Source organism: Agrilactobacillus composti DSM 18527 = JCM 14202 (genome assembly GCF_001436375.1).
Classification (GTDB): Bacteria; Bacillota; Bacilli; order Lactobacillales; family Lactobacillaceae; genus Agrilactobacillus; species Agrilactobacillus composti.
The window spans coordinates 52,142-65,031 of the sequence record NZ_AZGA01000088.1; the positions used below are offsets into that span (position 1 = coordinate 52,142).

Annotated in this window: 10 protein-coding genes; 5 read left to right on the forward strand and 5 right to left on the reverse strand. The window is 42.4% G+C overall.

Annotation, left to right across the window (positions count from 1 at the left end; translation table 11 throughout):
* Positions 1-39: 39 nt before the first annotated feature.
* Both FC83_RS15425 and FC83_RS15430 read right to left on the reverse strand, forming a co-directional pair.
* Positions 40-2,661, reverse strand: a complete 2,622-nt coding sequence (locus FC83_RS15425; RefSeq protein ID WP_035451414.1) for an efflux RND transporter permease subunit — start codon at positions 2,659-2,661, stop codon at positions 40-42.
* Between the two features lie 113 nt (positions 2,662-2,774).
* Entirely contained in the window at positions 2,775-3,359 is a 585-nt protein-coding gene (locus FC83_RS15430; protein ID WP_052004496.1) for a TetR/AcrR family transcriptional regulator, read from the reverse strand.
* A gap of 458 nt (positions 3,360-3,817) precedes the next feature.
* Between FC83_RS15430 and FC83_RS15440 the strand changes: the two genes are divergently transcribed.
* The 4 genes from FC83_RS15440 (at position 3,818) to FC83_RS15455 (ending at position 8,859) form a co-directional block, all read left to right on the forward strand.
* The gene (locus FC83_RS15440; RefSeq protein WP_035451419.1) at positions 3,818-4,057 is read left to right on the forward strand and encodes a hypothetical protein; all 240 of its coding nucleotides are present in this window, start codon (positions 3,818-3,820) and stop codon (positions 4,055-4,057) included.
* A gap of 76 nt (positions 4,058-4,133) precedes the next feature.
* Positions 4,134-5,561, forward strand: coding sequence for a glycoside-pentoside-hexuronide (GPH):cation symporter (locus FC83_RS15445; RefSeq protein WP_057002976.1), 1,428 nt, complete (start codon positions 4,134-4,136; stop codon positions 5,559-5,561).
* A 525-nt stretch (positions 5,562-6,086) separates the two neighbouring features.
* Positions 6,087-7,829: a dihydroxy-acid dehydratase gene (gene ilvD / locus FC83_RS15450; protein ID WP_057002977.1), complete on the forward strand. Its 1,743-nt coding sequence runs from the start codon at positions 6,087-6,089 to the stop codon at positions 7,827-7,829.
* A 37-nt stretch (positions 7,830-7,866) separates the two neighbouring features.
* On the forward strand, positions 7,867-8,859 hold the full coding sequence (locus FC83_RS15455; RefSeq protein ID WP_035451421.1) for a bile acid:sodium symporter family protein: 993 nt from the start codon (positions 7,867-7,869) through the stop codon (positions 8,857-8,859).
* A gap of 144 nt (positions 8,860-9,003) precedes the next feature.
* On the opposite strand, the gene FC83_RS15460 is transcribed toward FC83_RS15455, so the two are convergent.
* A complete protein-coding gene (locus FC83_RS15460; RefSeq protein WP_035451424.1) occupies positions 9,004-9,882 on the reverse strand; it encodes an alpha/beta fold hydrolase in 879 nt (292 codons plus the stop codon).
* A 73-nt stretch (positions 9,883-9,955) separates the two neighbouring features.
* Positions 9,956-10,504, reverse strand: coding sequence for a TetR/AcrR family transcriptional regulator (locus tag FC83_RS15465; protein WP_035451426.1), 549 nt, complete (start codon positions 10,502-10,504; stop codon positions 9,956-9,958).
* A gap of 199 nt (positions 10,505-10,703) precedes the next feature.
* Between FC83_RS15465 and FC83_RS15470 the strand changes: the two genes are divergently transcribed.
* On the forward strand, positions 10,704-11,705 hold the full coding sequence (locus FC83_RS15470; protein WP_057002978.1) for an NADP-dependent oxidoreductase: 1,002 nt from the start codon (positions 10,704-10,706) through the stop codon (positions 11,703-11,705).
* 164 nt (positions 11,706-11,869) lie between these two features.
* On the opposite strand, the gene FC83_RS15475 is transcribed toward FC83_RS15470, so the two are convergent.
* Entirely contained in the window at positions 11,870-12,754 is an 885-nt protein-coding gene (locus FC83_RS15475; RefSeq protein WP_236700852.1) for a helix-turn-helix domain-containing protein, read from the reverse strand.
* Between the last annotated feature and the right edge of the window lie 136 nt (positions 12,755-12,890).

The window sequence follows — 12,890 nt, forward strand, 5'->3', positions numbered from 1 at the left end:
CTTCTCAACTTGTTGAGAAGTTGGCGGCTCATTTTTAGATTAATCTTGTTGGCTAATACCTTGATCCATATCTAAGCTACGGTTTCGGAATAGGTAAATCACCGCGGGTAAGATAGTTAAGGTGCTAATCAGCGCATAGGCCGTATCTAACACCGTGATCAAACCAAAGGATTTTAGAACTGGGAAGTTCACAAACATCAATGTGGAGAAACCACCGATGACTGTTAAGCCAGAGACGGTAATGGCTTGGCCTACCGACCCCATGGCTTGTTGTAGTGAATGGAGCGTAGAGCGACCTGAGCGCTGTTCCTCCACAAAGCGTTCCAGCACCAGAATCGTAAACTCAGTTCCGATCCCAAGGATCAAAGAACTCAATGAAACGGTCACAGGATTATAGCTGATGCCCAACAGACTCAAGGTCATGGGGGATAAGCCTAAAACGATGGCAATAGGGATGACAGGGAAGAGGGCTTGTTTGAAGTTGCGATAAACTAACAATAAAGCCATGAAGATGATTGCTAAACCGGCAAAGATAATTAAACCATGATTGGCAGTCATGTTATCAATACCTTGGAGCATCATGGCCGTGCTACCGGCCGGGGCAATCGTCATGGCTCTAGGAAGATGTTGTGCCTTGGCATCAGCTTCGATCTGGTTCATCAACTTCAATTGCTTATCTGATTTTAATTTGAGACTAATTTTGAAACTAATAGTAGCATTTTTATAATCTGAGCTAATCAAGGTAGAAGTCAATACCCGCGGCATTTTTTGAATACTATGATTCAGGGTATTTTGAGATTGTGTCAAAAGATGACTTTGTTTTAAAGCATTGGTAATCGAGGTGGCGGATTGAATCTGGCTACCATATTTCTTAACTTCAGCTTTACTAAAGTCATTGATTTCATTTAAAACAGCTTTATCCCGGACGTCATCAGCAGAGACCAGGTAAGAAATATTGGTCGTGGAACCTACAAGTTTGACCAGTTGGTTATTGCGCTTTAAAGAGGGCAAATCTTGAGGAATCATTTTGATCAGGTCGGTTTCCACGTTCAAGTGACTTTCAAAGAAGAAGCCCACACCGCCTAACAGTAAACCAATGGCAACAACGGGAAAGGCGTGTTTAGAAATCCAAGTCGTATACTTGACCAATGTTTTTGACAGCCAAGATTCTGTTGAAGCTTTAAGCTCGCCCTTGGCTTTGATAGCCTTGCGGTCACGATAGCTCAAAGTAGCGAACATCAAAGCTAATTCTACCAGATAGCTGGCAGCGACCCCAATGGCTAAGGTAATACCAAAGCCTTTAATTAACGGCGCCTTAGAAATTAACATGGTTAAGAAACTTAAAGCCATAATGACCACCGCCACACCTACAGCTGGGCCGGTATTTGTTAACGTGGTATAAGTGGCAGCAGTCACATTGTGATCCTTGCGGAATTCTTCTTCATAACGATTTAAGAATTGAACCCCGAAGTCCGTCCCTAACCCAATGATGATAGGCAAAGTTGCCATGGTGGCCATGGTTAAGTCAATACCTAACCAGCCCATGATGCCAAAGGTCCAGATTAGACCCACCAGGACGAAGAGTAACGGTAATAAGCGGCGGCGCACAGGAAAGACCAACATCAAAATGAAGATCATTAAAATTACGGCAGCCACTAGCATGATTGCCATACTTTTACCCATTTGGGCTGTTACATCGGTGAAGATAGCTGGACTCCCAGCAATTTCAGCGTGATAGTTACCACTTTTGAGGCCACTGGTTTTGAGGGCCTGATTAAGTTGGTCATAGCGAGCGCCATTTCGACTAGCGGCCGCATCACCCTTTAAAGTGACGCTGATTAATAAATGCTGGCCATCTTTAGGCAAAAGCTGGTTTAAAGCACTAGGTATTTTACCATTTTGGCTATAAATGAGTTGCTTTAACAGTGCCGTATCCATTTGCTGCACTTTGGGTAGCATGGCCGTAACCGTCTGGCTTAAAGCGGCAGTTTGAGTCTTGGTCAAAATGCCCATCGTATAGTTTTGCACTTGGGTTTGTTGAGCCGGGGACAACAACTGATTGATTGCGGAACTGGCGGCAGTTTGCCCACCAGCTCCTTGGCTAGTCGCTTGGGTCATCTGGGCTTTTTGTTCGGCAGTCAAAATTGATTGGGTATATTGGGAAATTTGCTGCTGTTGGGCTTGGTTTAAACTACCTGTGATCTGTTGTTGCAGCTTTGCTTGTTGTTTGGTCGTTAGTTGCTGCAACATAGCCGCCTGCAATTGCCGGCTACTTTGAGAACTGGCGCCACTGGCCATATTGGTACTTTTTAGTTGACCATTCAGAGCATCGACCACACTGGTAACCGTATAAACGCCAGCGATTTTTTCAGCTTTTTGACTGAAATCAGCAACTTTTGCTAAGGTACTTTTAGTCACAGTTGACTGATTGTTTTGTGTTGATAGATTAACCACAAAAGCTTCGCCACCAAATTTCTTAGCGTAGGTTTTAGAATCTTGGCTAAGTTTGGCACTGTCAGCGACAAACATACTATTACTGGTGTTGAAATTAATTTTAGGCATCCCCAAAGCCAGAAATGCCGTCAAAACTAATGTGATGGCAATGACCGCACCAGCGTGATGGTGGATTTTTTGACCGATCCAGGTAAATAATTTAGCCATGAAATAAAATCAGCTCTCTTTCTTAGTTGAATAACTAAGTTTCGATTATAGAGAGTCAAGACAGTACAGGCCAGATACAGTTATGGAGATCGTTGCGGGATGAGACATTTTGATTAATCTGTCTTGGCATTGAGCTGGTGTAAATAAAAGCCGGGATAATGAATGGCGGCTAACACATCAGCCATGGTCAAAGCATCATCTTGAAGCCACTGCAAAATAGTGCTGAGAATCATGCTACTCAAGCTAGTAATAATGATTTCAGGTTTTGGTGCATCTCGAATAAATTGAAAAAAGGGTTGTGCGTGGAGTTCATTGGGTGGCATGGTTTCAATGAACTTCTGACCCTCAGCGGCGATATTAGTCACGATAGATTCATAAAAAGTTACATCAGAATTATTGACTAATATATGTCTAAATAGGCTAGCATGGGCATCTAACCAGCCAACAACTCGAATAAACATTGGGTCATCTTCTAAAATGTTATCATTCAAATACGTTGTGCCGTGAAGGAAATTGAAAATAACGTCACGTAACAGGTCAAATTTATCTTGGTAATAGCGATAAAAGGTGCTACGGTCAGTCAGGGCCTGATCAACAATCATTTTTACCGTAATTTTTTCTAAGTAATTAGTTTGTAATAAATCATATAGTGCTTGGTTTAAAGCTCTTTTTGTCCGCATCACTTGTTTTGATGTCATAAAATTACCTCACGCTATCATTGTCTTGGTTAAATTAACCAACCCTAGCAAGTTTACCAAAGATGATGTCTGAGGTAATGGTAAGAAAGTCTGAATTATCACGCAGTAGTTTTGCTTGCGTAGATGGCAGGTGCCACAGACAGCGCGATTGAAGATGATAAGTATCGTCTGATTATAATGAATAAGTTATACATTATTATCTTTTTGAAAAGTATAACTTATACATTACGGGTTAGCGACGATAGTCCAGACTATTGGTACGAGGAAAGTCATGCGAATATTATGCAGATCATTAAAGAAATTGAGGGAGGTATTTTAAGAGCAGTAAACAATCGTTACTAAATAATTTACTTAAATTACAATTGAGTAAACAAATATTTAGTAAAAACGTTTACAAAACCTATGGGATTTTGTGCAATTATATGCTATCCTAGTCCTATGTTAAAGGGGGTGTCACGATGGCTAATAATGACAAAATTACACTGGACTCTAAAGAATTTGCCCGTTCGATCATTTCTAGCAATCCGATCAAAGATGGGGAAGATGAAAAGGCTTATATCAAACGGCAGCTACGTTTGTATTTAGAAGCAGTGCTCTTGGTTGATGATTTTAATAACTTGGAAGAAACACGCTTTGACGTGGCTAAATCTGAACAACGTAACAGCATTTTACAGAAGATCATCGAAAGACGTTATTAAGGGTTGGTTAAACAAAAGCGACCCTTTTGTTTAAGCCAGTCTTGAAAGCGCTCTAGAAGGGAAGATGAGTTTATAATTGAAACACGCAAAGCAGTACACGTCGTACGCACTCGGGGCCTTTGGGCATGATGCTTTTTACGCAACCTTAAGTACTTACTTTATGCTATTTGTCACCAGCCAACTTTTTACCACTGGCAATAAGGCCTTCAATGCTAAAATGATTGGCCTAGTGTCCATGTTGATGGTAGTCATCCGGATCTGTGAGATCACCTTGGATCCAATGATTGGTGGCGCCGTGGACAATACCCAGACCCGTTGGGGGAAGTTTAAACCTTGGTTAGTCGTTGGGGCCATTATCAGTTCCGTCATGTTGGTCCTGATTTTCACCGACTTTGGCGGACTGGCCACCAGTAAGCCCACCTTATATTTGGTATTATTCGGCATTGTATTTGTAGTTCTAGATATTTTCTATTCGTTTAAAGATATTGCTTTTTGGTCCATGCTACCAGCTTTAAGTGTGGATTCTAAGGTCCGGGCCATGTTTGGGACCATTGGCCGGTTTGGTTCCACGTTAGGCCAACAAGGTGTGCCCATTGTGATTTTTCCGTTAGTCGTGTTCTTTTCCCAAACCTTTTCTCATACCAGTGGCGATACGAAAACACAAACTGGCTGGTTAGGCTTTGCCATTGTCATCGCGGCGGTTTCTTTATTAGGAGCCTTGGCCACGGTATTTGGGACCAAAGAAAAGAAAAATGCCATCCGTGAAAATACGGAAAAAGTCCGGTTTAGAGATGTCTTCAAAGTCATTGGTCAAAATGATCAATTGATGTGGCTGGCTTTATCCTACTTCTTGTTTGCCTTAGGTTATGTGGTGACCAATTCCCTATTGGCCTATTATTTCCAATACGTCCTAGGTCAACCAGATAAATTCAGCTTGACGGGGGTTATCACGGCCATTCTAGGGATTATTTCCGTGGTCTTATTCCCAGCCATCGTTGCGGCAGTTAAACGCCGGATGATTTATATCGGCGGAATTGCCATGATGTTGATTGGTTATGTCCTTTTCTTAATGGCTGGTCAAAATATTGTGATGGTTCTAATTGCGGATGCCATTTTCTACTTCCCTTATCCCATGATTTTCTTAGCAGCTTTAATGACCATCACTGATAGTGTGGAATATGGCCAATTAAAGACCGGGACTCGGAACGAGTCTGTCACCTTGTCCGTACGGCCATTGATCGATAAATTGGCTGGTGCCATTGCCATGGGGGTCGTCAGTATTGCCGCTGTGGGTTCTGGCATGGTGGGTAGTGCTAAACCAAGCAGTATCTCCGCCCATGGTTTGACTATCTTTAAGACCTTCATGTTCTTTGCCCCAATTGTATTGATTTTGGCAGCTGCCTTTGTCTTTTTCTTCAAGGTGAAGCTGACTGAAAAGAAACACTCCGAAATTGTTCGGACCCTGGAAAAGAAATTAAACGTGGATCCAGACGATGTGGATTAAGCAGGTTTGATCGTCACATATTAACTTAATGTTAAGTCACAAAAACTCAGGAAATCAGTTAATAGATTTCCTGAGTTTTTGTATCTAAGTCTAAATTTTTGATGAAATATAAAATAATTTCAAATAAATTTTACAAATCCGATATTTGGACCGTGAATACTAATATAACAGTGTATGTGAGTAAATAAGTCACGTTTAGGAAACGGTTACATCAACAAATTAATCGTATTTTAATGCTATTTTCATAAATTAGGTGTTTACAAATCATCATTTTATAATATAATGATAATCAATCTTAGAAATACGAAAGGAATTAGACTTATGAAAACAACCAATGCCACATTATTACAAACTTTAGTCGTCCGCATCGTGATTATGTAGCGCGGGCTATTTTGTAATTGCCCGCGTGGATAAGGCGGGCAGCATTGGTTAAGCCAAGAGCTGTTCTATAGCTTTTGGCTTTTTATTTTAGTCAATTTCGTTTCCGATGTTCCTAATAAAACAAATTTACAAAGGGTGGTAAATATGGCAGATACATTAGGTTTTTCGCTTACAGGTGCAGATATTAAAAAACGCAGTGACAAAATTAAAGTAGGGGTAGATACAGCCCCGGGACGTAGTTTGTTATACGCCACTGGTCAAGTTAAAAACGAAGATGACATGAAGAAACCGTTCATCGCCATCTGTAATTCCTACATCGAAATCGTTCCTGGTCATATTCATCTGCGAATGTTGGCCGACATTGCTAAAAAAGCGATTCGTGAAGCTGGGGGTATTCCTTTTGAATTCAACACCATCGGGGTCGATGATGGGATCGCCATGGGTCACGTGGGGATGCGTTACTCCTTACCAAGTCGGGAAGTTATCGCCGATGCCGCTGAAACCGTGATCCAAGCTCATTGGTTTGATGGGGTTTTATTCATGCCAAACTGTGACAAGATCACACCGGGGATGTTGATGGCAGCTGCTCGCACCAACGTGCCTTCCGTATTCGTATCTGGGGGCCCAATGCGTGCTGGGGTGGATCCTAACGGCAATGCCACTACCTTGTCCACCATGTTTGAAGCCGTTGGAGCTTTCAAATCTGGCAAATTATCTAAGGAAGATTTATTGGAATATGAACAAAATGCCTGTCCTGGCTGTGGTTCTTGCGCCGGGATGTTCACCGCAAACTCCATGAACTCTTTGATGGAAGCCTTAGGTGTAGCTTTGCCTTATAACGGCACTGCCTTAGCTGACACTGAAGAAAGAAAAGAACTGGTTCGTAAAGCCGCTAAACAAGTCATGTACGTGGTCAAACATAATATTCGGCCGAGAGACTTGATGACCAAAGAAGCCTTTGATGACGCTTATGCCTTAGATATGGCCATGGGTGGTTCCACCAACACTGTCCTTCATGGTCTGGCCATCGCCCATGAAGCTGGCGTGCCTTATTCTGAAGAAGATATTAATGAAATTTCTAAGAAGACCCCTTACGTGGCTAAAATTGCCCCATCTTCTCACTGGACCATGCAAGATGTCCATGCCGCAGGTGGCATTCCCGTTATCTTAAATGAATTGATCCAAAAGGGTGGTATTTTACATCCCGATCGCATGACTGTCACCGGCAAGACCATTCGGGAAAATGTCGCCGGTTGTGAGACAAAGAATCCAGAAATTATTCATACCGTTGAAAATGCTTATTCCCAACAAGGTGGTCTGTCCATCCTTCATGGGAACATCGCCCCTGATGGCGCGGTTATCAAAGTCGGCGGGGTGGATAAGGATATCCATAAATTCGTGGGCAAGGCCATTTGTTTTGATTCCCACGATGATGCCGTTAATGGCATTGATTCTGGCAAAGTTCAACCAGGCCACGTTGTGGTTATTCGCTACGAAGGTCCTAAAGGTGGCCCTGGTATGCCAGAAATGTTGAACCCAACTTCTAGTATCGTTGGTCGGGGCTTAGGTCGTGAAGTTGGCCTGATCACTGATGGCCGCTTCTCTGGGGCTACCCGGGGCATTGCCGTGGGCCATATCTCCCCAGAAGCCGCCGATGGTGGCAATATTGCCTTAATTAAAGATGGGGATACCATCACCATTGATTTGACCAATCGCAGCATGATGTTAGATGTTTCCGATGAAGAATTAGCCGAACGTCGCACCCATTTGAAGAAGTTTGAACCAAAAGTTAAAACAGGTTACTTAGCACGTTACCAAGCCTTAGTTACATCTGCCAATACTGGTGGCGTTATGAAAGGCTACGATGAATTGTTTGCTGATAAGTAAATATTAGGGATCAAGAAACTAAATGGGGGATAACTATATGAAAGCAGTCACTAAAGTCGGTAATTGGATGAGTAAATGGTTCACATTACTTGTTGTCCTGTGGGCAGCTGTCAACTACTTCTTACCACAAACTAGTTTATGGATCGCACCAAAGACACCAATTTTATTAGGGATTATCTTGTTCGGCATGGGCTTAACGTTAAATCGGGATGATTTTGCCCGCATCTTAAAACAACCAATTCCGGTTATTTTAGGCACATTCGCCCATTACGCCATCATGCCAACTATTGCTTGGCTGTTGTGCTTATTGTTCCACTTATCCGGGCCAACAGCCGTTGGGGTCATTTTAGTCGGATCTTGTCCAAGCGGAACTTCCTCCAGTGTTATGGCTTACTTAGCCAAAGGGGATGTGGCCCTAGACGTATCTATTGAAGCATTGTCCACCCTGTTAGCACCAATCATGTTGCCAACGATGCTGAAATTGTACGCCGGCCAATGGGTCGCTATTCCCACCCAACAATTATTCTTAAGCACTGTCAAGATTGTGGTTATCCCAATCATCGCTGGGGTCATTGTCCATACCTTATTTAGCAAACAAGCTGAAAAAGTTACCAAAGCACTGCCATTAGTTTCGCAAGTGGCTATCTTAGCCATCATTGGTGCGGTTTTCGCCGCTAACCATGCCGACCTATTCACCGCCCAAACAGCACTGGTTATTCCAGTTGTCATGTTGCATAACTTGTCCGGTTACGGGTTAGGCTTCTTGTTCAGTCATTTGATCCGGTTGCGGGAACCACAGCGTAAAGCCATCACTTTTGAAGTGGGGATGCAAGATTCAAGTCTAGGGGCAACCTTAGCCATGAAGTACTTCGTCCCAGCCGCTGCCATCCCATCAACCATCTTCTCGATCTGGCATAACATCTCCGGGTCAATCTTGAGTTCATGGTGGCGTCAACATACCCATGAAACCATGCAAGACTTGGAAAGAGAAGCTGCCCAAGCTAAAGCGCAGGCCCAAGCAACACGGTAATGGGTTGATAAGTTAATTAAAAGAGGATCTCAAATGAGGTCCTCTTTTTATGCGCTGATTTTTCGATTTGGTGAAAACTGTCTACTGGTGGGCAGGGGTATAATCTGTATTTTTCCGGTGTGTGACTGAATAGGCCTGAAGAAGTTACTTTTCAGAGATACGGTTAATAAAAGCTGTAATGTGCTGGCACAGGACAGTTGGGGCTTCTTCGGGGACATAATGGCCTGAATCTGGGATGGTTTCACCATACGAAACTTTGCAAAACGGCGCAATTTTTTCAGCTAAATCTCGGGAAGAGCCAAGTTCGCCGCTCACCGCCAGTAAAGGCACGGCAATTTTTTGCTGTTTTAATTCATCATGGATGGTCATATCGGTTAATACTGCCCGATAATAACCCAGCATCCCCCGCATCACACCCGGGGTTTTATAAATATTTTCATATTCATCCACATCTACTTTAGAAAAGGATGATTGCCAATTTGCGGCTTTGTTTGAGAAAAACCAATCAAGGAGTTTCCGTTCATTACCAGCTAAAAGGGACTCCGGTAAGTCAGGTAGGGCATTGAATAAGAAGTGCCAACTGCGCCAACTTTCTGAGTTGAGGGGAATAGCTTTGGGTAAGGTAACACTGGGGATGTTGCCATCAATTAAGACTGTTCCTAAGAGCTGGTCAGGATAGAGGTGCGAAAAGGCAAAGCCCACCCAAGCGCCAACATCGTGGCCAATATAAATACGAGTTGTGACGTGCAGTTTTTCCAGAAGTGCATTGAGGCGCTGACTAGTGGTACGGGTATCAAAGCCAGTTGTCGGCACACTAGAGTAACCTTGACCGGGTAAATCAATGGCTAGCACATGATAATTAGCGGCTAATATGGGAATAACCCGCCGCCAGGCATAGGCACTTTCGGGAAATCCGGCGATTAGAACCAATGTCAACTTGTGGGTCACCCCAGCTTCAACCAAGTGCCAGCGGATGCCATCATCTGTCGTGACCATCCGATGTTGTTGTTTAATCTCAACCATAGTTCGCCTTCTCATAGTTTTTTGAGACTACTTTTACCCTAGTCTCTTGATAACTATTCTAAGACATTGAGATTTAAAGTCCAAATTTAATTAAGGCCCACATAGCTTCAAAGCGTTCTTGATAGTTCGGCGCATTCCAAGTGTCTTTAAAATTAGGCAGGGTAAAGACGGAAAAAGCGGATAAAATAATTTCCGCCCGTTTAAATTCGGGATCGTGATAGGCCATGATTTTATCAATAATGGCATAGGCATCCAGTAAGACCTTGTGCAGTGCATAGGGATTATTATCGATATATTGGGTGTTCAGCGTAAACATTTCCGGATTATTGTTGTAGGCATTTTTTTTGGCGTTGACAAAATGCCATAGCCAATCATGCAATTGGTCTCTGGGGCTTTGGCCGTCTTTGGGGGTAATCGCCACGTTGCCAATAATATTATGATCGAACCAATTTTTGGCGACGGCTTCCCATAGTGCTTGCTTATTTTTAAAGTGTTTATAAATGGCAGCATGGGTAATGCCGAGTTCATTGGCGATTTGTGCTAATGAAATTTCGGCGCTCCCTGTACTTTTAATTAATTGTTCTGAGGTCTCGATGATGAGGTCCTGACTGATTCTTTTCATGTCATGATGCTGACTGTTGCCAGTCGCAGAGGATTCAACACCTTTCTAAAAATTAAATTGATGTAAATAATTATATGATCAGTATAGCACAGAATTATTTCGGTAACAATATTTGACTTTTGTAACTTTAAGATTTAATATGACATCATCGGTTATAAAATAAACAAAAAGTTACCAAAATAATTTTGGAGGTTTTTAAATGAAAGCAGCACAATTAATGAAATATGATAAAAATTTCGACTTAAAAGTTAATGATATTCCGGTGCCAGCAATTAAGTCCGACGAGGTATTGGTCAAGGTCAAAGTGGCCGCCGTTAATCCCCTGGAAATGTTAATTGGGACTGGTAGCGTCAAGTTGATCCAAGACTATGACATGCCCGTGACCATGGGGAATGAACTAACCGGCGTTATTGAAAAAGTCGGGGATAAAGTTACTGATTTTAAAAATGGGGATGCCATCTACACCCGTTTGCCCATTGAGAGTATTGGGGCCTTCGCGGAATATGTCGCTGTCAAGAGTGATGCTATTGCCCCACTGCCAAGCAATTTAGACTTTGTCACTGGCGCGGCAGCACCGTTGACCGGTTTGACCGCTTATCAAGGTTTACATGAAGAACTGAATGCCCAAGCCGGTAAGGCCTTATTCATTCCCGGCGGTTCTGGTTCCTTTGGGCAAATGGCCGTGCCCATTGCCAAAGACTTAGGTTTGCGGGTCATTGTCAGCGGCAACGCCCAAGCCAGAGAACGCACATTGGCCATTGGAGCTGACCAGTATCTTGATTATCAAGCCGTCAATTACTGGGAAGTTTTAAAAGATGTGGATTACGTCATTGATACCCTAAGTCCTGATGAGTTCGACCATGAATTGTCTATTATTAAGCCTGGTGGCCGCTTACTTTCTTTGCGGACTGGTCCCAATAAGCAATTTGCCATTGATCGTAATTTCTCTAAATTGAAACAAACAATGTTTGCCATGGCCAGTGCCAAATTTGATCGCAAAGCTGGTCAAAAAGATGTGCAATATCGGTTTATCTTTGTAAGAAGCAGCGGTGAACAATTAAGAAAGATTTCAAAGATTATTGAAGCGAATCAAATTGTACCCGCTGTTGATCCAACGAAATTTGAAATTGAAGATATCAACGATGCTTTAGCGTTAGTCAGAAGTGGCCATCCCCAAGGTAAAGTTGTGATTCAATTTTAAAGCGGTTGCCTCAAATCCTAGTACCACTTACAAACTTGACAAATTTTTCATGGGAAACAATATTGAACTTATTGTTATATCAAAAAAGGATCTCACAGGAGGTCCTTTTTTGATGCACATGATGCAAAACATGCTTTGTATTTATCCAAATATGACTTTAACGGTTACTTGTTAAGTTGTTGTTTGCGAAATTCATTCGGTGATATATTCGTCCAGCGTTTGAACTGACGACTGAAGTTTGAGATACCACTGTAACCTAGCGCTGAGCTGATGTCTAAGATGGCATAGCCAGGTTTTAGCAATAATTTTTTAGCTTCGTTTACTTTCAATTTCGACAAGTACTCTCTTGGGGAGATGCCATAGGTTTCCTTGAAAATTCGAAAACCATAGCCTTTACTAAGACCAACATGATCGATAGCGGCTTCCACAGCGGGTTTGGTTTGATCTGTGGTATAGCCCTCTTTTAAGTAGGCCAGCACTTGACTGGTTAGGTCGTTTTTTAAATAGTCCGCAATGGTTCTGGCGTACTCATTTTGGGTGGAGGAGCCCTGGGTAGCGTTGTTTTGTGAGGCTTCATAAAAGTGCATTAAAATATGGGACAACTCAATTTGAATAATCATTTTTGTTGTAAAATCAAACGTTGAATCTTGGACCAAGGCATCTAATTTCAATAAATGTGGGGTGATGGCTTTATTAATGGCCGAGCCAACTGGATGATAATAGTCCAAACCCTGAATCAGTTGGGCCTTGAGTCTGGGATCGTCAATATCAAAATGATAACAGAAGTATTTCAAATCACTTTCAGCCCGGACGCGATGTAAGAATTCCGGGGGCACAATAAAGAAATCCCCTGAGTTTAAGGTGAAATCCATGTGATGCATGATGATTGTTTCTTTCCCAGATAGGACATAAATACATTCAAAGGCATAGTGTTTTTCAATGGGAACAGCCCAGGTTTTAGTCACGGCTTGTTCGTGGGCCCCGAAGAAGGTTAAGTTCCAATCAATGACCGGGAGCCGTTTGGCATTTTTTAAAAAATCGATGATCATCACCACCATTCAAATTTATTCGAATATATTTATAGTATATGTCATATTTGGATAAATTAAAAGGTGATTAGACAATGTACTTTGGAACACTGAAAACGGATAATATACATATTGAAGAAAACGTTTTCCTAATCAA

Bases quoted from the DNA above. Each gene is read 5' to 3' on its own strand.
- FC83_RS15425 (WP_035451414.1), bottom strand. From the start codon at position 2,661: ATGGCTAAATTATTTACCTGGATCGGTCAAAAAATCCACCATCACGCT.
- FC83_RS15430 (WP_052004496.1), bottom strand. From the start codon at position 3,359: ATGACATCAAAACAAGTGATGCGGACAAAAAGAGCTTTAAACCAAGCA.
- FC83_RS15440 (WP_035451419.1), top strand. From the start codon at position 3,818: ATGGCTAATAATGACAAAATTACACTGGACTCTAAAGAATTTGCCCGT.
- ilvD (WP_057002977.1), top strand. From the start codon at position 6,087: ATGGCAGATACATTAGGTTTTTCGCTTACAGGTGCAGATATTAAAAAA.
- FC83_RS15455 (WP_035451421.1), top strand. From the start codon at position 7,867: ATGAAAGCAGTCACTAAAGTCGGTAATTGGATGAGTAAATGGTTCACA.
- FC83_RS15460 (WP_035451424.1), bottom strand. From the start codon at position 9,882: ATGGTTGAGATTAAACAACAACATCGGATGGTCACGACAGATGATGGC.
- FC83_RS15465 (WP_035451426.1), bottom strand. From the start codon at position 10,504: ATGAAAAGAATCAGTCAGGACCTCATCATCGAGACCTCAGAACAATTA.
- FC83_RS15470 (WP_057002978.1), top strand. From the start codon at position 10,704: ATGAAAGCAGCACAATTAATGAAATATGATAAAAATTTCGACTTAAAA.
- FC83_RS15475 (WP_236700852.1), bottom strand. From the start codon at position 12,754: ATGATCATCGATTTTTTAAAAAATGCCAAACGGCTCCCGGTCATTGAT.